The organism is Flavobacterium sp. FlaQc-49 (assembly GCF_044005985.1).
In the GTDB taxonomy this organism is placed as follows: domain Bacteria; phylum Bacteroidota; class Bacteroidia; order Flavobacteriales; family Flavobacteriaceae; genus Flavobacterium; species Flavobacterium cupriresistens.
In genome coordinates this window covers 46,936-68,111 of record NZ_JBIPCS010000016.1, presented here as the reverse complement: position 1 = coordinate 68,111, position 21,176 = coordinate 46,936, and the positions used below count along the sequence as shown (strand labels likewise).

The following is a 21,176-nucleotide window of genomic DNA, read 5'->3' as shown; positions in this document are numbered from 1 at the left end:
TCTCTAAAAACACCTCTTTTTTTTTACTTTTGCCGCATGTTATCATTTTTAAAATCAAAACCGTTTCTAAAGGATCTTCTTTCGGAAAACTACGTCGATATTCATTCCCATTTACTACCGGGAATCGATGATGGCGCCAAAACTATAACCGAAACGATCGAACTTACCAAAGGGTTTCAGGAAATTGGAATTTCTCAATTTATTACAACGCCACATATCAAACATCATATTTGGGATAATTCGTCTCAATCTATTACTGCAAATCAAAAACAAGCAGCACTTGCTTTAGAAGAAAACGGTATTAAAATTCCATTTCAGGCTGCAGCGGAATATTTCGTTGATGATTGGTTTGAGCATCATTTTAAATCTGAAAAACTACTGACTTTAAAAGACAATTATGTGCTGATAGAGATCTCCTATATCAGTCCGCCCATACAATTGCATAAAATACTTTTTGACTTACGGGTTGCAGGTTACACCCCCATTTTAGCGCATCCGGAAAGATATCTGTATTATCATAAAAACTTCAAAGAATACGAAAATCTAAAGAAAACCGGTTGTTTGTTTCAGCTGAATTTACTGGCTGCTGTTGGCTATTATGGTAGTGAAATTACCCAAATCACAGAAGAGTTGTTAAAAAGAGGAATGTATAATTTTGTGGGATCTGATGTGCATCACCATACCCATATTAAGGAATTTCACAAAAAGGTAAAAGTGCGAGACATTACTGCTTTAACGGAAGTTATCTCTAACAATCATTTTTTTAGGTTCTAATTAATAAGCGTTCTCTTCTCCATTAAAAACATTAATAATCGTTCTGACGATAATTTTCATATCCAATAATAAACTCCAGTTTTCGATATACCAAATATCATACTCGACTCTGTTTTCCATATCGATAAGTTCTTTTGTTTCGCCACGATACCCATTAACTTGTGCCCAGCCTGTTATTCCGGGTTTTGCGTATTGTCTTACTAAGTAATTATTGATCAATTCACTGTATTCTTTTGCCAGATTTACCATGTGCGGTCTTGGACCAACAACGGACATATCGCCTAAAAAAACATTAAAAAACTGTGGCAATTCATCAACACTTGTTTTCCGAATAAAAGCGCCAAACCTTGTAATCCTGCTATCTCCCTTTCCTGCTTGTTTATCGTGTGCCAAATCATTGACATACATACTTCTGAACTTAAAACACATAAAAGTTTGATTGTCTCTTCCTGAACGCTCTTGCTTAAAAAAAACCGGTCCGGGCGATTCTATTTTTATAATCAGCGCTACAATTGGCAAAAGCCATGGGAAAATCAACACAATAACGGCTAGAGAGAAACAAATATCAAATACTTTTTTAACAAGTCTGTTTGAAGCAAATTCTAAAGGTTCCGGACGAAACATAAGAACAGGTGTGTTTTCATAGAAGACCACCTCAACTTTACTTGATTTTGTGTACAATTGAAAATCGGGAATAAACTTGATCCGAATCATATTCTGCTCGCAAATTTTGATGAGTTTGTTGATTATTTCCACTTTATCGATGTGAAGCGCTACATACATTTCATCCACTTTTTCTTTGACAATAAAATCCTGAATACTATCGAACTCTCCCAAAAAAGGACCTGAAATAGTAGACGAAACGGCCGTTCTATCATCAAAAAAACCTAAAAATCGATACCCATAAGTTAAATCCTTGGCTAATATTTTACGCATTCTTTCTCCGGTATCATTAGCTCCAACAATAATCACTTTTTGAAAGTTATAACCATTGGCTCTGATTTTCTTTAAAATTTTCATCAGTATATAGCGGAAGATCATTATGATAAAAAAGAAAAATAAATAAAAGAACAACAGCCGAAGTCTTGAAACATCTTCGTATTTCAGGAAGACAACAAAAATGGAAACTATCGCAGCATGAATGAGGATTTTGTTTATTGTCCTTCTTAATATCGATTCTATGCGTTCAATTCGTACCATTCGATAAGAGTCTCTATAAAGCAACAAACCGATCCAGATTAAATTCATCAGCAAAACAATAGCCCTCTCTTCTTTTGAAGAAAGCTCCTCTAAATTTCCAAATCGCGCCAAGGCTGAAAGATTGATTGCCGCATTTAATAATAAGATATCAAAAAAGACAAACAAAAGTTTGAAATAACGGGAAATACGGTAATTGGAGATCTTTTGTGAAATTGTCATATTTGGGGGATCAAGCTTAATCGTTTTGAATCTAAACTTAATAAAATTTTACTAGCGCAAAGTACCATTTTAATTATATAATTCAAGATGTTCGTTATATTAATCTGTTTAATTGTAATGTGAGTCGAAACAGTATTGCAACGACTTAAAAAAACTACTCGAGCAAGAGCTATCACATAGCTTGGTTCTTGCAAAAAGGTTTTCACCGGCATTGAATATTGTTTCTGTTTTTCTTTATATCAGCTGTCTTCTATTTTAAAGCTAACGTCATTTTAAAATTTAACAATCAGCTACTCTCTCTAAAAGCATACTTTAAAACTTATACTACAAATCTAGCCAGAAATTATAAAATTAAACATCTAAAATCGCAATTCGTTAATATCCGCATAGTTTTAATTAATAATCATTGAACTGCTGTCCGTGATCAGTCAAAAAAAGCGAGCTACTTTCCGCTTCTTAAAACATTGATTTTAAATAGGAGTCCAAAAAAACTGCTTCTTATCTTACTTCCTAATCCAAGTCCACTCCTTTAAATTATTTTTATACTGTTCTTTTATTTTTTACTTTTAGCTGACCTGATCCTAAAGTTTGCGCAATGATAAAAACATTTTTCTTATTTTTCTTAATCCTATCATCAACATATGGTCAAGTTTCAGGTTGTACAGATCCTCTTTCTAAAAATTACAATCCGTCTGCCACATTAAATGACGGAAGTTGTTTGTATCAAAATTTAAAAATAAAACCGGAATACTCCATTAGATTAAGTGATTCTATAAAAGAAACCTCAGGACTAATTGCATTCGACAACTTATTATGGACACATAATGACGATCACGATACGACCGTCTATGGATTAGATTCTTTAGGAAAAATCAGAAAAAAAGTTATTCTTAAATCTGTAGTTAATCAGGACTGGGAAGAAATTTCGCAAGACAGCACCCATTTATATCTGGGTGATTTTGGAAATAATTTGCACGGAAACCGAAACGATCTCCATATTTTGAAAATCGAAAAAAGAGGTTTTACAGAAGGAAACCCCATTATAGACACTATTTCCTTTTCGTATTCCGATCAAAGTGATTTCAAACCACAGAAAGGAAATACAACTAATTTTGACTGTGAAGCTTTTATAGTATCGAAAGACAGTATTTATTTATTCTCTAAACAATGGGATTCCTCTAAAACCCACATTTATGCATTACCAAACCAACCCGGAAATCATATTGCCCAATACAAAGAAAGTATTGATACAAAAGGTTTAGTAACAGGCGCCACTTATTTAGAATCCAAAAAACTGGTCGTCCTTTGTGGTTATTCTAAAACCGGAAAAACCTTTTTATACCTTTTATACGATTTTAAAGACCATCATTTCTCCAGCGGAAATAAAAGAAAAATAGCACTTAAACTCCCCTTTCATCAGATAGAAGGAATCGCTACGAAAGATGGCCTACATTATTATTTAACTAACGAATCTTTGACTCGAAAACCAATTCTGAATGTGCCACAGCAGATACATTATTTTGATTTGAGTACTGTATTAAATTCTTATCTGAATAAATAATAACAAACCTGTTAACTGTAATTCAGCTAAATGCTATTTAACACATAGATTTAGAATTATCAATTTGAGGTATTTCAAGAAAATTACAATTTCTTCACATAGCCCTATGTGCTTTATTTTAAAGTAAAACGTCCTTTCTAATCTTTCTTAACTATGGCTCTAAGTGTTAAAATTAATTGTACCCAAAGGGTTTAATAATAGTTATGCATTTAATTATTCAAAGCTTCTAATGGCGTTACGGATTGTTTTTCCTTTGCTCCCATTATTAAAAGCCACAAACAGGTTCCAATTTCTCCAAGAGTTGCCGGTAGTTGTACAAAAGACGAAATCCCTAAATCTGAATAATTAGACCATAAAGAAAATCCTAAAAAGTTAATCAGATAGCTAAAGCAACCCAGCATTAAAAGAACACCCAAAAACTTAGGAATAACACCCGATTTAAAAACCAGATACCCAAAAGGAAACAGCCATAATCCCCAAAATATCTGAACAATCAAATTGCCATTATCATACTGGTTTAGATGAAACAAAACCTGATCCTGCAGCTGCGTGCCGCTGTAAACTTTGGCATTATTATAACCGTTTATAATAGATAGAACCGCATATTTATGCTGTATGTTTATAAAAGATATCGGCACACTGACTATTGCCAAAATAACCATCAGTTTTGCATACGTAGCCTGAACAGACTTTAACAATCGATATAAAGCAAGAGGTAAAAACAAAAAGAAAGTATAACAAATTAAGCTGCTCACCATGCCTAAACGGAAAAGAAATTCGGCCCCCTTTATGTTATTAAACGTGACTAAAGCATTATCCCAAACAATTAATTGCGATGGAACATAAGCCAGACTGAAAATACCGGTTAAGACTACAACTAAATACAATAATCCCGCTATTCTGGCCTTCTTTTTATTGGACATCTTTCTATGATTTTTCATTTTTTGGTGGTTATTTAGGTAGTCATTCATCTAGGCTCTTTTTCTAGCGGTTTATTCTGGGCCATTTATAGGCATTCCAAACAATTAGTGCCGTAATAAAACTTTCTACGACTGCCAGAAACACATAAAAAGTCCACCATGGTGCAATTGAAGTAACAGCTATTAAAAGCATAATTGCGGTATACAGAATCCCAAAAATAATATTCAGCCCTCTGTTTATTTTAGGCTTTAGTACCACTGACAAAAAAATCATTAGCGCTGGCACTGTCATTAATAGTGTTGCCGCAAACAATTTAAAAGGAGTATCCAACATTGCTTCTCCATCGATAAATTCCTCTACTTTATTGGGTACGTAAAGCGAAAAATAGTCTCCATAAATATAACAAAACATCACCGACGCCCACATTGCCGAGAGTTTGATTTTTATATTGATTTTGAAGTCCTCCAAATTTCCTGATTTTATTTTATTTTCGCTCATTTTTAAGGATTTATGTTTTTTAATAGGTCTAAACTTTTTTGAATTTGTTACAGTTTCTCTTTCAAAATTACACTGTATTTATACCAAACTTTTGTCATCTGTAAAAGCTCTTTTTTTGTTTGCTTCAAAAAGCTATCTTTGCGCCATCTTTTTTAGAGCACTCAAAAGTTAGAGACTAAATTAGTTACCTATTTTTAAACAATAAAAAACTGACTTTCAGTTACCAATTTTCATGAATTACTTATCAGTCGAGAATATATCCAAATCATTTGGCGAAAGAACCTTATTTGACAACATCTCATTTGGAATCAATAAAGACCAAAAAATTGCTTTTATTGCCAAAAATGGTTCGGGAAAAACAACCATTATGAGCATTATTAATGGTCTGGACGAACCGGACACAGGTCAGGTTGTTTTAAGAAAAGGGATCCGAATGGCGTTTCTTTCACAAGACAATAATCTTCAGGAAGAATTGACAATCGAAGAAAGTATTTTTGCTTCGGACAATGAAACCCTTAAGGTAATTGAAGCCTACGAAAAAGCATTAGAAAATCCAAATGATGAAGAAGCCTATCAAAAAGCTTTCGACGGAATGGATCAACACAATGCGTGGGATTTTGAGACGCAATACAAACAGATTTTATTCAAATTAAAACTGGAAGATTTTAAACTAAAAGTAAAAAATCTTTCGGGTGGACAGAAAAAACGTCTTTCATTGGCTATTATTTTGATCAATCGTCCTGATTTATTGATTTTGGATGAGCCTACCAACCACTTGGATTTGGAAATGATCGAATGGTTGGAGAGTTATTTTGCGAAAGAAAACATTACGTTGTTTATGGTAACGCACGACCGTTTCTTTTTGGAGCGTGTTTGTAACGAAATCATCGAATTAGACAACGGAAAATTATACCAATACAAAGGAAATTACTCGTACTATTTAGAGAAAAAAGAAGAGCGAATTACTTCTGAAAATGCGAGTGTTGACAAAGCCAAAAACTTATTTGTAAAAGAATTGGAATGGATGCGTCGTCAGCCCAAAGCGAGAACGACAAAATCAAAATCGCGTCAGGATGATTTTTACTTAATCAAAGAAAAAGCACAAAGCCGTCGCCAGGAGAACAAAGTGGAACTTGAAATTAATATGGAACGTATGGGAAGCAAGATTATCGAGCTTCACAAAATTTCTAAAAAGTTTAAAGACCATGTTATTCTGGATAATTTTAGTTTTGACTTTCAACGTGGAGCACGTATCGGAATCATTGGTAAAAACGGAACCGGGAAATCTACTTTCCTAAATCTACTTACCGGAACACTTCCGTTAGACAGTGGTCGTGTGGTAAAAGGAGATACGATAAAAGTGGGTTATTATACACAAACCGGAATCAATCCGAAACCCAATCAGCGTGTCATTGACATTATAAAAGAATACGGTGAATTTATTCCACTTGCAAAAGGCAGAATGATCTCGGCTTCTCAATTGTTGGAGCGTTTTCTTTTTGATGCTAAAAAACAGTACGACTTTGTAGAAAAATTAAGTGGTGGTGAATTAAAACGTTTGTATTTATGTACCGTTTTGATTCAGAATCCAAACTTTTTAATTCTGGATGAGCCTACCAACGATTTAGATATTGTAACCCTAAACGTTTTAGAAAGTTTCCTTTTGGATTATCCGGGTTGTTTGCTGGTAGTATCGCACGATAGATATTTCATGGATAAAATTGTCGATCATTTATTTGTTTTCAGAGGAAACGGAGAGATCGAAAATTTCCCTGGAAACTATTCCGACTTCAGAGCCTATGAAGACAGTGCCGATGTGGCCCAAAAAGAAGAAAACAAAGCCGAAAAGAAAGATTGGAAACAAAATAATCCAACCGGAAATTTAACTTTCAACGAGCAAAAAGAATATCAAAAACTGGAAAGAGAAATTAAAGATTTAGAGATTGACAAAACTAAAATCGAACAATTATTCTCTGACGGTAAAGTTGCCGATGCTGATATCGAAAAGAAAGCAAAAGAGCTTGAAAACATTATCAAGAAAATCGACCAGAAAGAAGAACGCTGGTTCGAGCTTTCAGCTAAAATTGAAGGATAAACACTAATATCCCAAACACAAAAAAGGGAAATTAAAAAACATAAATTCGCCATATCATACCCCGTATTTCTAGATTTTAACATCTAAAAATACGGGGTTATTTTTTATCCTAAAACCAGTCCTTTATTAGCAAGAATAAAATCTCAAAAAAAGCTTTTATTCTATAATTTGTAGCATTGTTTCTTATATATTCGCCACCATAAATTTTTATTTAATCTAATTTTCTATCACCACTCAGTTCCAGCTACTTACGATAGAAAAACAAAACCAATTAACAATTAAAATAATGAAGAACTATTTTGACTTCACCTTAACAGGGAAGAAACTGTTGCCTGTTTGGCTACTTTTTTATGCTCTTTTTATCACTCCCTATGTTTGTTTAATTTTTACTTTGAAAAACATACAACAAGGAAAAATGCCTAACCCTTACATTTTCCCCCTTTTTCTAGTGTTATTTTTGACGGCATTTGCGTTAACTTTTTATATTGTAAAACTAATCATAGGGCATTTTGTCTTTAAGGGAAAAAATATAGTTTTTGAAGGATCATTTGGCGGATTTATTGCAAAAATACTATTAGGCTACCTTTTGAGTATGATAACTTTGGGTATATACATGCCTTGGTTTATGCGTGATATGCATAGTTTTTTTATTGATAATTCCTCATACGATTCGGCTCCGTTTAAATTTAAAGGAACTGGCGGCAAATTATTTAAAATCTTCTTACTTACCTTATTCTTACCTATGATTGTCCTGTCGATCATAATGGTAAAATTTGTCTTAAGTTATTCAGGTCAACAAATACCTCTTTTTATATCGTACATCCAACAAGTAATTACTTGGATAATATTGATTCCCTACATGTATTGTTTTTACAAATGGGCTTTAGATATTGACTATAAAAACTACAATATCTCCTGGGAAACAAAATTTTGGGACTCATGTCTTCAATTTGCTTTTCAAATTTTCTTGACGATTATTACTTTTGGTATCTATATGCCAATGGCTATTCTAAAATTATATAAATATTTCGCAGAAAGAACCGTTGCAGCAAATGGTGAAGTAAAAAGAAATTTTGGATTTGATAATGATGATAGGAAAGACTTCCTTTTTATATGGGGTCAAATACTGCTAACTATCGTTACCTTAGGAATCTATTATCCTTGGCATTTATGCAATATCTTAAAGAGGCTTACTAGTAAAACTTATGTAGAATAATTTTAGTCTATTTTTACAGATTACAGAAAGACCGGAAAGAAGAGTGCTGGTTTGAGCTTTCAGTCTCAGTCTCAGTTTTCAATTGTATTGCCGAAGTTCTTTAACTATAAAACAAAAAGTCCGTAATGAAACAAGTTTCATTACGGACTTTTTTATGTTCTTAATTTTTCGATTAATTGAAATGAACGTTAATAGCACATTTTAATCAAAAACTAAGTCTGAGAATGAGACCAAAAACTTAAATTGTCAGGCTGAGCGAAGCCGAAGCCCTTTCTAACTAACCAGCCTTCGACTCCGCTCAGGGTGACACTAAGTACAACTGAGACTAAAACCAAAAACTTAAACCGTCAGGCTGAGCGAAGTCGAAGCCCTTTCTAACTAACCAGCCTTCGACTCCGCTCAGGGTGACACTAAGTACAACTGAGACTAAAACCAAAAACTTAAACCGTCAGGCTGAGCGAAGTCGAAGCCCTACCACGGAATCGGGTTATAATCTTTCAAAAACTTCCCACACCAGTGTTTTCCTGTATTAATACCATCAAACAAAGGATCCATAACTCTTGCGGCTCCATCAACAATATCCAGTGGTGGTTGAAAATCTTCCAATTCTTGTTTCTTTTTGGCTAATTCTGCAGGATCTTCGTCAGTTACCCAACCGGTGTCTACCGCATTCATAAAAATACCATGTTTAGCCAATGTTCCGGATGAAGTATGTGTCAGCATGTTTAAAGCTGCTTTCGCCATATTGGTATGCGGATGACGGTCTTCTTTAAAAAAGCGATGGAATTTCCCTTCCATAGCTGAAACATTAATAATATGTTTTTTTCCGGTATTGTCTTTCTTCATTACCTCCGAAAGACGGTTACACAATACAAAAGGCGCCACCGAATTTACCAATTGAACTTCAATCATTTCTGTCGTTTCTATTTGGCCCAAACGCAAACGCCAGCTATTTGTTTTTCTTAAATCCACCTGCTGTAAATCGGCATCTAATTCTCCTTCCGGAAAAACTTCATTAGCAACCAAAGCATTATCAAAAGAATATGGGATTTGAGATAATTTGGCCGAAGCACGTAATCCAATACCAGGTTCCGGTCCATGCCAGGTGACCGGCATGTTCTGATTGGAAGAAGCTCCAGAAGTCAGCACTTTTAATTCGTCCAGACAATTGGTATGATCCAGTAATAATTCTTGCGCTTGTTTTGGTAAAGAACTTATCTGGCGTTCTTCATTTTCCATTAGATGGGTATAAAATCCCGCAGGACGTCTCACCGTTTGTGCCGCATTATTGATTAGTATATCCAATCGTTCGTATTTTTGCTCTATAAAATTGCAAAAAATCTCCACACTCGGAATGTGTCTTAAATCTAATCCGTGAATTTTCAAGCGATGACCCCATTCCATGAAATCATCTTCTTTAGAAAAACGCAATGCAGAATCCACAGGAAAACGAGTTGTTGCAATAACAGTCGCTCCTCCTCGCAAAAGCATCAGCGTGATATGATAACCAATTTTTAGTCGGGAACCTGTAATAACGGCAACCTGCCCTTTTACATCGGCCGTTTGAAAACGTTTGGCATAATTAAAATCACCACAATCTGTACACATCGTATCATAAAAATGATGCATTTTGGTAAAACTAGTTTTACAAACATAACAGTTTCTCGGTGTCTCTAATTCCAATTGTTCTTTATTAGCAAGATCATTAAAAGCTAATAATTTTGGGGCTACAAACACACTTGCTTCACGTGCATAACGAATTCCGGTTTCTTTACGAGCCGTTTTGTCTTTCTTTTCTTTTTTGCGTTTGGCAGCTTCCTTACCCTCTTTCACTCGTCTGGAAAATTCCCCACGATCCGGTCTGGAAAACATCCCGGCTTCCTTAAGCAAAGCTATTCTTTGCTCTTTAGGAATCTCAAAGATCTGATTCGTTTCTGCATTCAATTGCGCCAAAACAGCAATGCAACGTTCAATATCCTCCGAAGTTAGTATACTCTTATCCTCTATTTCTTCCTTCAACATCATAAAATGTGTATTTTTTCAAGGCCGCAAATATAGTCTTTTTAGCGCCTTAAATGTGAAAAGCAGAAAGGTCTAGTCAGGCTTAATGACTTTTCATATTACGATTCTCACATTTCATGTTTCATGTTTCGTGTTTCATGTTTCATGCTTCATGTTTCACGTTTCATGTTTCATGTTTCATGTTTCGTGTTTCATGTTTTACAATTCACATTTCACAATTCTTTAGTATCTTCGCCGCTACTTTGCAACTGTTTCTATGCTATTTCAAATAAAATCATATCTCCAATTTCTTTGGAATTCCAAAAATGAGCATGCTGTTCATTCTCCGTTTGTATTTCATTTATTGACGAAATGTTTTTACGATAGGAAACCAAAACCTGAATATTCGATTCTAAAAAAGTATCGAAAATCACTTTTGCAAAACAAAAACTTTATTGAAGTAACCGATTTTGGTGCGGGCTCAAAAGTTTTTAAATCGAATACCCGACAAATTGCTAAAATTGCTAAGACTGCCGGAATTTCTCCAAAACGCGCCGAATTATTATTTCGTGTGGTACGCTATTTTCAACCCAATACGATTTTAGAGATTGGAACTTCATTAGGTTTAGCCACGTCTGCTCTGGCTTTAGGGAATCCGAAAGCGAAAGTAATTACACTCGAAGGCTGCCCAAATACAATGGCAATCGCAAAAAATCAATTACAAAATTTCGACTGTAACAATGTCGAAAGTATCGTTTCAGAATTTCAGTTCTATTTGAGCAACTTGAAACAGGAAACTTTAAACTTCGACTTGATCTACTTCGACGGAAATCATTCTAAAAAAGCCACTTTAGCTTATTTCGATCTTTTATTACCAACCATTACCAACGATACGGTTTGGATTTTTGATGACATTCATTGGTCTCCCGAAATGGAAGAAACCTGGGAAATTCTTAAAAAGCATCCAAAAGTAAAAGTGACTATCGACACGTTTCAATGGGGATTTGTGTTTTTTAGACGGGAACAGGAAAAAGAACATTTTATCATTCGCGCATAAAAAAATGACAACCATTTCTGATTGTCATTCTTTACAGTAATTCAAAATTTTTATTTTTTTTGCTTCTTTATTTTATTCGTATTTTGCTTCCATATTCTAAATTCGGATACAATATCTTACAAAAAAATGTTTTATGATTTTTTTTTATTGCAGATAGCTTTATCTTTGAACCTTTAGAAAAACGATACTCATTATGGAACAGAAAATTCATCAAGGAAGAAACGTAAAACGCTTCAGAGAAATGCTTGGCATTAAACAGGAAGCATTGGCTTATGATTTGGGAGAAGACTGGAACCAAAAGAAAATTTCTATACTGGAACAAAAAGACGTAATTGAAGATAATCTGCTTAGACAAATCTCTAATTCTTTGAAAATTCCTGTTGAAGCTTTTCAAAATTTCAATGAAGAACAGGCAATAAATGTTATTGCAAATACTTTTGGAGACAATGCCTGCGTCGGGAAGAATCCTACAATCAACTTCAACCCTATTGAAGAGGTAAAAAAACTTCATGAAGAAAAAATTGTTTTATTTGAGCGTATGTTAAAAGAAAAAGATGAAATGTTAGCAAAGCTTGAAAAATTAATCATCAAATAAATTTCAGGATCATCTCACAATTGAGCATAAAAAAATGACAACCATTTCTGATTGTCATTTCTCGTTTAATATTTACAATTTTTTTATTTTTTAGCTTCTGCGGTTTCTTCCGACTTAGCTCCCATTCTATTTAAGGTATACATTGGAGCAAACTTCAACTTTAAACCGGCAATTTTTCTATTATCTTCACCGGTAAGTCCTTCTTTTTCAACCGTGTTTTTACGACTGTCCAATGCCTCGTACATCAATTTAATTTCATCCCAATCTTCGCGGGAGTAACTGTCCTTGTTATTTTCTACTGTATGAACAAATTGTTGGTACACACTGTGAATATTCTTAGCATTTACCCAGGCAAAGCTCATATCATCACCAATTTTTCCTTCACCAAACAAGGCATTTCGCAATTGTTGTTTTGGACTGGGCTTTGGAGTAAAAAGGACTGTCATTTCATTTTTAAACTCTTCGTATTTTATTTTACTTGTATTTATTTTTTCGGTCGCGGCCGAATTGTCTTTAATGTCCGCTAACGCTACCTGAGCATCTTGAGCTCTTTTGTCGTATTCGGCATCAACTGCTTTCCAATTTTCTTTCAAATCGGCAGCTGCAACCTTTTTCACTGAATCAACATAGGCAACATAGGAGTCGATTTTTTTCTGAGCATTTACTTGTTTTTCATCCTTACATGATGCAAAACTTAAAACAAGCAATGCAATTCCTGATATAATTTGTATATTTTTCATAATCTTGATTGTTTAATTAATAGATATCAAATATACCTATAAAAATAAATAATTATAAATATTTATCATAATTTTAGCATTTTAAATAATTATAATTCAGTAAAAATAATTAAATATGATAATTATGTAAATATCACCTAAAATAATGTAACCCTTTTTCAAACAATTGAAGTATACTTTATAGATAATAGCATCATGATCTGAATACGTCCTTGCCTTTATCCTTTTTTGTAACAAAAATCAAATAATGCCTACTCATTAATTATTGAAAAGCGTTTTGTACTTTTAAATCCAAAATTGTAAACCGAAATGGCAAATCCATTAATTAAAATAACCGACATAAGACGAGACTTTATTCTGGGTAATGAAATCGTTTATGTTTTAAAAGGTATTGATTTAGAAATAAAAAAAGGAGAGTACGTCGCTTTGATGGGACCATCGGGTTCGGGAAAATCGACTTTAATGAATTTATTAGGCTGTCTGGATACGCCTACTTCGGGAGGTTATATATTAAATGGTAAAGATGTGAGCCAGATGCGTGACGATGAATTGGCAGAAATCAGAAATAAAGAAATTGGTTTTGTTTTTCAAACCTTTAATTTATTACCGAGAACTACCGCTTTAGACAATGTAGCGTTACCCATGATTTATGCGGGACATTCTAAATCGGAACGGGTTGTACGCGCTACACAAGTGCTGAAACAAGTAAATCTTGGCGACAGAATGGACCACCAGCCCAATCAGCTTTCGGGAGGACAACGCCAGCGTGTTGCCATTGCCCGCGCTTTGGTCAATAAACCTTCTATTATTCTCGCCGATGAACCAACAGGAAACCTCGACAGTAAAACTTCTGTAGAGATCATGAAGCTTTTTGGTGATATTCACGAACAAGGAAACACTGTCATTCTGGTAACCCACGAAGAAGACATCGCCGCCTACGCACACCGTGTGATTCGCTTGCGCGATGGTATAATTGAAAGTGACACAACTAAGTAATTTTAGATTTCTTATTTTAAAAGTTTTATGTTTCAAGTTTTATGTTTCAGGTTTAAAGTTTCAAGTTTTAAACTTTAGATCTACATCGAAAAACTTAGGAACTTAGCAACTCAGAAACTTAGCAACTCAAAAAAATGAAAGTATATACAAAAACAGGAGACAAAGGCACTACTGCCCTTTTTGGCGGTGATCGTGTCCCTAAAGACCACATCCGGATTGACAGTTACGGAACTGTTGATGAACTGAATTCTTATATAGGACTTATTCGGGATCAGGAAATGGATACTCATTATAAAACGATTTTAATCGAAATTCAGGATCGTTTATTTACAGTAGGCGCCATTTTGGCAACTCCTGTGGAAAAAGAAGTTTTGAAAAACGGAGAACTTCGATTAAAAAATCTCGGAATTATCGATACGGATATCGAATTATTAGAAAAAGAGATTGATCAAATGGAAGATAGCCTTCCGCAAATGACTCATTTTGTTCTACCAGGTGGTCATCCAACTGTGTCACATTGTCATATAGCACGCTGTATCTGCCGTCGTGCAGAGCGTTTGGCAGTCCATTTAAGCCATAATGAACACGTTCCCGAAATTGCAATTCAGTACTTAAACCGACTTTCTGACTACCTTTTTGTCTTGGCACGGAAGTTGTCCTCAGACTTAAAAGCGGATGAAGTAAAATGGATCCCCAGAAAATAAATTTTCTGTAAATTCCAATTTTTTAAATTCCAAATTCCAAACCGGAGATACCGGAAAACATAGGGTTTCTGATTCCTTTTTGGAATTTGAAATTTAATTTTTGGAATTTTAAAACAAGACGTTCTTAAATTTTCTTAAAATAAATCAAAATTTACTTGTCTTTTTCAGTAAAAAATTTATTTTTGCACAAACTAAACAGATAACAGATGTATTGGACATTAGAATTAGCATCTTATTTAAGTGATGCGCCATGGCCTGCTAACAAAGACGAACTTATTGACTACGCTATTAGAGCTGGTGCTCCGTTAGAAGTAGTAGAAAACCTTCAGTCTATCGAAGATGAAGGAGAGATATATGAATCAATGGAAGAAATTTGGCCTGATTATCCAACAGACGAAGATTATCTTTGGAATGAGGATGAATATTAAAAAATAAACCAAAGGAAAAAGTCTCATCACCGAGGCTTTTTTTTTGGTTCAAATACACATTTACATATAATAGAAATACACTAAATCATGAGTTTCATAAACAGTATTATTAAAGTCTTTGTAGGTGACAAGTCACAGAAAGATGTCAAAGCTTTACAACCTTATTTAAACAAAATTAAAACATTCGAAACCAGCTTAATGGGTTTGTCTCACGACGAACTAAGAGCGAGAACCGTGTATTTTAAAGAAACAATTAAAGAAGCAAGAGCAGACAAAGATGCTAAAATTGCAGCGCTTAAAGCTGAAGTTGAAAACATCGAAGACATCGACAAAAGAGAAGATCTTTATGATGCTATTGATACGCTTGAAAAAGAAGCATACGAAATCTCAGAGAAAACTTTATTAGAGATTTTACCTGAGGCATTTTCTGTTGTAAAAGAAACGGCTCGTCGTTTTAAAGACAACACACATATCGAAGTTACGGCTACTCCAAAAGACCGTGAATTTTCTGCTGCTAAACCTTACATCGAAATTAATGGCGATAAAGCGGTTTGGGCTAATAAATGGAATGCTGCAGGTAAGGAAATTACCTGGGACATGATTCATTATGATGTGCAGTTAATTGGTGGAATGGTTTTGCATGAAGGTAAAGTTGCCGAAATGCAAACGGGTGAAGGTAAAACATTAGTGGCTACACTTCCATTATACCTGAATGCTTTGACTGGAAACGGTGTTCACTTAGTAACCGTGAATGATTACTTAGCAAAACGTGATAGTACCTGGAAAGCACCTTTATTCGAATTCCACGGTTTAACCGTTGATTGTATCGATAATCACCAACCAAGTACAGAACAAAGAAAAAAAGCGTACGATGCTGATATCACTTACGGAACCAATAACGAATTTGGTTTTGACTACTTAAGAGATAACATGGCACATTCGCCAAGCGATTTAGTTCAAAGAAAACACAATTATGCCATTGTCGATGAGGTCGATTCTGTATTAATTGATGATGCAAGAACGCCACTTATTATTTCAGGACCGGTTCCACAAGGAGATCGTCATGAATTTAATGAATTGAAACCAAAAATCGAAAACTTAGTTGCACAACAACGTCAACTGGCAAACGGATTTTTATCTGAGGCTAAAAAATTAATCAAAGAAGGAAACACTAAAGAAGGTGGATTCTTATTGTTAAGAGCGTACAGAAGTTTACCTAAAAATAAAGCATTAATTAAATTTTTGAGTGAAGAAGGAATCAAACAATTGCTTCAAAAAACCGAAAATCAATACATGCAGGATAACAATCGCGAAATGCACAAAGTCGATGAAGCTTTGTATTTTGTAATTGAAGAAAAAAACAATCAGGTCGAATTGACTGATAATGGTATTCAATACCTTTCAGGAGATACTGATCCGGACTTTTTCGTACTTCCGGATATCGGAACGGAGATTGCTGCTATCGAAAAACAAAAACTAGACAAAGATTCTGAAGCAGAAGCCAGAGAAAGATTGTTCCAGGATTTCGGAGTAAAAAGCGAGCGTATTCATACTTTGACACAACTTTTAAAAGCATATGCTTTATTCGAAAAAGATGTAGAATATGTGATCATGGAAAACAAAATCATGATTGTAGATGAGCAAACAGGTCGTATCATGGATGGTCGTCGTTATTCTGACGGTTTACACCAAGCGATCGAAGCGAAAGAAAATGTAAAAATCGAAGCTGCTACACAAACTTTTGCAACTGTTACTTTACAGAACTATTTCCGTATGTACAGCAAATTGGGTGGTATGACAGGTACAGCGGTTACAGAAGCTGGCGAGTTATGGCAGATTTATAAATTGGATGTTGTTGAAATTCCAACCAACCGTCCAATCTCAAGACAAGACAAAGAAGATTATATCTACAAAACGACACGTGAGAAATTCAACGCTGTAATTGAAGATGTAACGGAATTATCTAATGCAGGAAGACCCGTTTTAATTGGAACAACTTCTGTAGAGATTTCAGAATTATTAAGCCGAATGCTAAAAATGAGAGGCGTTACCCATAACGTTTTGAATGCAAAAATGCACAAGCAAGAAGCACAAATTGTAGAAGAAGCAGGTAAAGCCGGAGTTGTAACTATTGCAACCAATATGGCTGGTCGTGGTACCGATATTAAATTATCTCCAGAAGTAAAAGCTGCGGGAGGTTTAGCAATTGTTGGTACAGAGCGTCATGATTCCCGTCGTGTAGACAGACAGTTACGTGGTCGTGCAGGACGTCAGGGAGATCCGGGAAGTTCACAGTTTTATGTTTCTCTTGAAGACAACCTAATGCGTTTATTTGGTTCTGAAAGAGTAGCGAAAGTAATGGACAGAATGGGATTACAGGAAGGTGAAGTGATTCAGCATTCTATGATGACTAAATCGATCGAGCGTGCTCAGAAAAAAGTAGAAGAAAACAACTTTGGTGTTCGTAAACGTTTATTAGAATATGATGACGTAATGAACTCGCAACGTGAAGTAGTTTACAAACGTCGTCGTCACGCCTTATTTGGTGAGCGTTTGAAACTGGATATCGCCAACATGCTTTACGATACTTGTGAAGTAGTGGTAAGTCATAATAAAGCAATGAACGATTTCAAAACTTTCGAATTTGATTTGATCCGTTATTTCTCTATCACTTCTCCAATTTCAGAAGCTGATTTTACAAAATTAACTGATATCGAAATCACCGGAAAAGTATACAAAGAAACTTTAGCTTTCTACACTGAAAAAACAGAAAGAAGTGCCAGAGAAGCTTTCCCAATCATTAAAGGTGTTTATGAAGAGCCTAACAATCATTTTGAGCGTATTGTAGTTCCGTTTACTGATGGAATCAAAACGTTGAATGTGGTTACAGACCTTAAAAAAGCATACGATACCGAAGGAGCTCAGTTAATTGCTGATTTCGAGAAAAACATCACGCTTTCTATTGTTGATGAAGCTTGGAAAAAACATTTACGTAAAATGGACGAATTGAAACAATCTGTTCAATTAGCCGTTCACGAACAAAAAGATCCATTGCTTATCTACAAATTAGAAGCTTTCAAATTGTTTAGAGGAATGTTAGACAACGTTAACAAAGAAGTTATTTCATTCTTATTCAAAGGTGATTTACCGGCTCAAAACGTTCCTGAAATTCAAGAAGCAAGAGAAGTTCGTCAGAAAGAAAATTTCAAATTGAGCAAAGATGAAATTGTAAACAGCGAAGACATCAATCGTGAAGCGGGACAAACGCAAGAACGCCAGGTTACAGAAACTATCGTGAGAGATATGCCAAAAATCAATCGTAACGATACTGTAACTGTTCAGGAAGTGGCTACCGGAAAAACGGAAACGATGAAATTTAAAAAAGCAGAAACTTTAATCGCAAATGGCGAATGGGTTATTGTTAAATAATACTATGTTATGAATTAAACCTAACAGGTTTTAGAAACCTGTTAGGTTTGCGAAATATAAAATCTCCAATAGCTTTGTGGCAATTGGAGATTTTTTTTTTGACCTTAAGGACTTCGAATAAAACCTAACAGGTTTTCAAAACCTGTTAGGTTTAAAAAAAAATAAAAAACGACAATAAATAGTCAATCTAAAACGAATAAACTGTATTTTTGCTCCTGAAAACAACGAAACACTCTTTGAAACGCATTTTCATCATATTGCTTTCCTGCATGCTATTAGTACCCTCTTTTGGCAGTTTCTTTGTTTATACCTCCTTCAAATTAAACCAGGACGAAATTTCAAAAACCATTTGTGTACAGCGTAAAATGCTTTTCAACAATTGTAATGGTCGATGTGAACTTCAGAAAAGTTTGAAGAAATATGCCGACAACGAAAAGAAAATGCAGGACAATCTGAAAGAAAAAGCAGAAATCGTTTACATTCAGAATACCCTTCTAAATACTTTCAAATTAGTAGCCCCAATCGAATCAAAAACAAATCTTTTTGCTTCTTTTGACGGGAAACCAATTTCGGTTTCAAAAACTACTTTCCGCCCTCCCTCCTATTTTATATAATTTTTAAAAATTTATTTCAATTGCTATTGAAATGATTTCTCATTGTTCTTAAAAACAATGAAATAGTGCTTACGCCTATTCTAAATTTAAAATTATATAAAATTCATAAAATGAAAAAAATAGTATACAAGACTATAGTGCTACTGGTACTTAGTATTTTTATTACAGCCTGTTCTAGCGATGATAACAACGAAAAAAGCACAACAGGAACGGGAAAATTAGGTTTGAAATTTGACAATTCTTTTGGAGACAATGACTTAATCTTAGAAACCCAACCCAATACTACCAAAAACAACGAGGTTTTAAAAATCAATCTCGTTCGTTATATTGTCAGCAATATTGTTCTGACAAAAGCAGACGGAACTACTTTTACCTATCCAAAAGCACAGAGCTACTTTATTGCCGATGAAGGGGATGCTACTGCAGGATACCAATTTAATCTTACTGATGTTCCTGCCGGAGATTATACCAAAGTTAAATTTGGCATTGGAGTAGACAAAGAACAATGGCTTTTGGGAGCTTCGGGACAAGGTGATTTTTTAGCCAAGGCACAAGCCAAGGATCTCATTTGGAGCTGGTCTGCAGGTTATAAATTTATAGCCTTCGAAGGAACTTTTACCGCCTCTACCGTTAAAACTGCAGTCCCTTTTATGGTGCATACAGGGCAAATCGGTACAGCATATAATTATACAGAAGTAACGCTGGACTTACCTACCAAAGCCTTAGTGCGAACTACTATCACACCGGCTATTCACATCGTAACAGATTTATCTAAAATTCTGGACGGAGAAAACAGCATTAAACTATCTGATTACAACAAAGGCGGAATGGGTGCTATGATTATGGGAGGTGAAGCCTTACCTAAAATCACTGCCAACATCTCAAAAATGTTCAGAATAGATCACGTACATAACAATTAGTCCAATTCCGAAAATATAGTACTTATTATTTTTCAGAATGCTAATACATCCTTTGCCTTTTTATTTTTCGAGTTTGTTCTAAACTTAAAAAATAAAAAGGACACTGATGGACTGAAAATGTAAAATACTGTTTTCAAAAAGCATCATACCATGCAGAAAATAAAATTTGTTCTCTGGCTGTTTATTCCACTATTTTTAGGTTGCTCCGATAATGAAGAAGATCAAGAATATGTAAATCTTCCTTTAGCGTTTACTGTTCCATCCAATTTTCCGGATATGACCTATAATATAGCTTTAAATAAGCCTACAGAAAAAGGTTTCGAGTTAGGAAAAAAATTATTCTACGACGGGCGCCTGGCCTCTGATGGCTTGGTCTCCTGTGGTTTTTGCCACATACAGGCTAATGCTTTCACACACCACGGTCACACAGTCAGTCATGGCGTAAATAATGAGCAGGGCACTCGTAACGCAACACCAATTCAGAATATGGCTTTCCAGTCTGCTTATATGTATGACGGAGCTGCCACTAATCTGGACTTACAACCCATTATTCCGTTGACAAGTATCATTGAAATGAATGGCGATCTGAACGCTATTCTGGCCATGATGAAAGCAGATAAAGAATACCGAAAATTATTTGGTCAGGCTTTTGACGACGGTACAATCAGCACTGAGAATATGCTCAAAGCTCTCTCGCAGTTTATGGTCATGATGGTTTCGTCTAATTCTAAATTTGATAAATACAGACGAAATGAAATTGGTGGCACTTTTACTGCAGATGAAAAAGCGGGTTATGATTTATTCCAATCAAAATGTGCCTCCTGCCATGCAACAGATTTAATGACGGACCATTCCTTTCGCAATAATGGCCTGGCAGTAAATCCTAAAGTAAAAGATGTCGGACGTTACAGAGTCACTGAATTAGTCTCTGATTATTATAAATTCAAAGTGCAAAGTCTCCGTAATATAGAAGTTTCGGCTCCCTATATGCACGACGGACGATTTGGAACGCTGCAGGCTGTACTTAATCATTATGCCTCGGGAGTAGTGGACTCTGAAACTTTAGACCCTATTTTGAAACAAAATGGAAATCTCGGAATTCCACTTTCCGAAAATGAAAAAAAACAAATTATTGCGTTTTTAAAAACGCTCACTGATACACAATATTTAACCGATAAGCGATTTTCGGAATTTTAAAATAAAAAAGA

At 34.8% G+C, this 21,176-nt stretch carries 18 protein-coding genes; 13 read left to right on the top strand and 5 right to left on the bottom strand.

The features are described 5' to 3' along the window. The first annotated feature begins 36 nt into the window (after positions 1-36). Positions 37-774 carry a tyrosine-protein phosphatase gene (locus ACHRV3_RS21600; protein ID WP_395436086.1) on the top strand — a complete coding sequence of 246 codons (738 nt, stop codon included), beginning with the start codon at positions 37-39 and terminating at the stop codon, positions 772-774. Here ACHRV3_RS21600 and ACHRV3_RS21595 read toward each other — a convergent pair whose 3' ends face one another. After that, the gene (locus tag ACHRV3_RS21595; protein ID WP_047778471.1) at positions 775-2,193 is read right to left on the bottom strand and encodes an undecaprenyl-phosphate glucose phosphotransferase; all 1,419 of its coding nucleotides are present in this window, start codon (positions 2,191-2,193) and stop codon (positions 775-777) included. It abuts the gene before it with no gap. Positions 2,194-2,788: 595 nt separating this feature from the next. Between ACHRV3_RS21595 and ACHRV3_RS21590 the strand changes: the two genes are divergently transcribed. Then, positions 2,789-3,754, top strand: a complete 966-nt coding sequence (locus tag ACHRV3_RS21590; protein WP_395436085.1) for a T9SS C-terminal target domain-containing protein — start codon at positions 2,789-2,791, stop codon at positions 3,752-3,754. Between the two features lie 209 nt (positions 3,755-3,963). Here the strand turns inward: ACHRV3_RS21590 and ACHRV3_RS21585 are convergent, their stop codons facing one another. Both ACHRV3_RS21585 and ACHRV3_RS21580 read right to left on the bottom strand, forming a co-directional pair. Then, a complete protein-coding gene (locus tag ACHRV3_RS21585) occupies positions 3,964-4,695 on the bottom strand; it encodes a DUF4386 domain-containing protein (protein WP_395436084.1) in 732 nt (243 codons plus the stop codon). Positions 4,696-4,738: 43 nt separating this feature from the next. Then, complete coding sequence (locus ACHRV3_RS21580) at positions 4,739-5,173, bottom strand: DUF6326 family protein (RefSeq protein WP_047778473.1); 435 nt, start codon at positions 5,171-5,173, stop codon at positions 4,739-4,741. Positions 5,174-5,405: 232 nt separating this feature from the next. Between ACHRV3_RS21580 and ACHRV3_RS21575 the strand changes: the two genes are divergently transcribed. Together ACHRV3_RS21575 and ACHRV3_RS21570 are read left to right on the top strand one after the other, a co-directional pair. Further along, positions 5,406-7,268 (top strand): ABC-F family ATP-binding cassette domain-containing protein, encoded by a 1,863-nt coding sequence (locus ACHRV3_RS21575; RefSeq protein WP_047778474.1) that lies wholly within the window; start codon positions 5,406-5,408, stop codon positions 7,266-7,268. Between the two features lie 286 nt (positions 7,269-7,554). Continuing rightward, positions 7,555-8,484, top strand: coding sequence for a DUF898 family protein (locus ACHRV3_RS21570; RefSeq protein WP_395436083.1), 930 nt, complete (start codon positions 7,555-7,557; stop codon positions 8,482-8,484). A gap of 471 nt (positions 8,485-8,955) precedes the next feature. Here ACHRV3_RS21570 and ACHRV3_RS21565 read toward each other — a convergent pair whose 3' ends face one another. Next, on the bottom strand, positions 8,956-10,506 hold the full coding sequence (locus tag ACHRV3_RS21565; protein WP_395436095.1) for an SDR family NAD(P)-dependent oxidoreductase: 1,551 nt from the start codon (positions 10,504-10,506) through the stop codon (positions 8,956-8,958). Between the two features lie 256 nt (positions 10,507-10,762). Here ACHRV3_RS21565 and ACHRV3_RS21560 point away from each other — a divergent pair, with 256 nt between their 5' ends. Together ACHRV3_RS21560 and ACHRV3_RS21555 are read left to right on the top strand one after the other, a co-directional pair. Further along, positions 10,763-11,542: an O-methyltransferase gene (locus ACHRV3_RS21560; protein ID WP_395436082.1), complete on the top strand. Its 780-nt coding sequence runs from the start codon at positions 10,763-10,765 to the stop codon at positions 11,540-11,542. A 193-nt stretch (positions 11,543-11,735) separates the two neighbouring features. Next, on the top strand, positions 11,736-12,137 hold the full coding sequence (locus tag ACHRV3_RS21555; protein ID WP_047778478.1) for a helix-turn-helix domain-containing protein: 402 nt from the start codon (positions 11,736-11,738) through the stop codon (positions 12,135-12,137). Between the two features lie 83 nt (positions 12,138-12,220). Here ACHRV3_RS21555 and ACHRV3_RS21550 read toward each other — a convergent pair whose 3' ends face one another. Next, positions 12,221-12,877, bottom strand: a complete 657-nt coding sequence (locus tag ACHRV3_RS21550; protein WP_047778479.1) for a DUF6565 domain-containing protein — start codon at positions 12,875-12,877, stop codon at positions 12,221-12,223. A gap of 309 nt (positions 12,878-13,186) precedes the next feature. Between ACHRV3_RS21550 and ACHRV3_RS21545 the strand changes: the two genes are divergently transcribed. The 7 genes from ACHRV3_RS21545 (at position 13,187) to ACHRV3_RS21515 (ending at position 21,165) form a co-directional block, all read left to right on the top strand. Next, positions 13,187-13,873: an ABC transporter ATP-binding protein gene (locus ACHRV3_RS21545; RefSeq protein WP_047778480.1), complete on the top strand. Its 687-nt coding sequence runs from the start codon at positions 13,187-13,189 to the stop codon at positions 13,871-13,873. A gap of 134 nt (positions 13,874-14,007) precedes the next feature. Then, positions 14,008-14,577 (top strand): cob(I)yrinic acid a,c-diamide adenosyltransferase, encoded by a 570-nt coding sequence (locus tag ACHRV3_RS21540; protein ID WP_395436081.1) that lies wholly within the window; start codon positions 14,008-14,010, stop codon positions 14,575-14,577. A 206-nt stretch (positions 14,578-14,783) separates the two neighbouring features. Then, entirely contained in the window at positions 14,784-15,005 is a 222-nt protein-coding gene (locus ACHRV3_RS21535) for a DUF2795 domain-containing protein (RefSeq protein ID WP_007138072.1), read from the top strand. Positions 15,006-15,092: 87 nt separating this feature from the next. Continuing rightward, positions 15,093-18,434, top strand: a complete 3,342-nt coding sequence (secA, locus tag ACHRV3_RS21530; protein WP_395436080.1) for a preprotein translocase subunit SecA — start codon at positions 15,093-15,095, stop codon at positions 18,432-18,434. Between the two features lie 269 nt (positions 18,435-18,703). After that, complete coding sequence (locus tag ACHRV3_RS21525) at positions 18,704-19,048, top strand: hypothetical protein (RefSeq protein WP_230002968.1); 345 nt, start codon at positions 18,704-18,706, stop codon at positions 19,046-19,048. 110 nt (positions 19,049-19,158) lie between these two features. Further along, positions 19,159-19,968, top strand: coding sequence for an MbnP family protein (locus ACHRV3_RS21520; RefSeq protein ID WP_395436079.1), 810 nt, complete (start codon positions 19,159-19,161; stop codon positions 19,966-19,968). 150 nt (positions 19,969-20,118) lie between these two features. Beyond that, entirely contained in the window at positions 20,119-21,165 is a 1,047-nt protein-coding gene (locus tag ACHRV3_RS21515) for a cytochrome-c peroxidase (protein WP_230002970.1), read from the top strand. Positions 21,166-21,176: the final 11 nt, after the last annotated feature.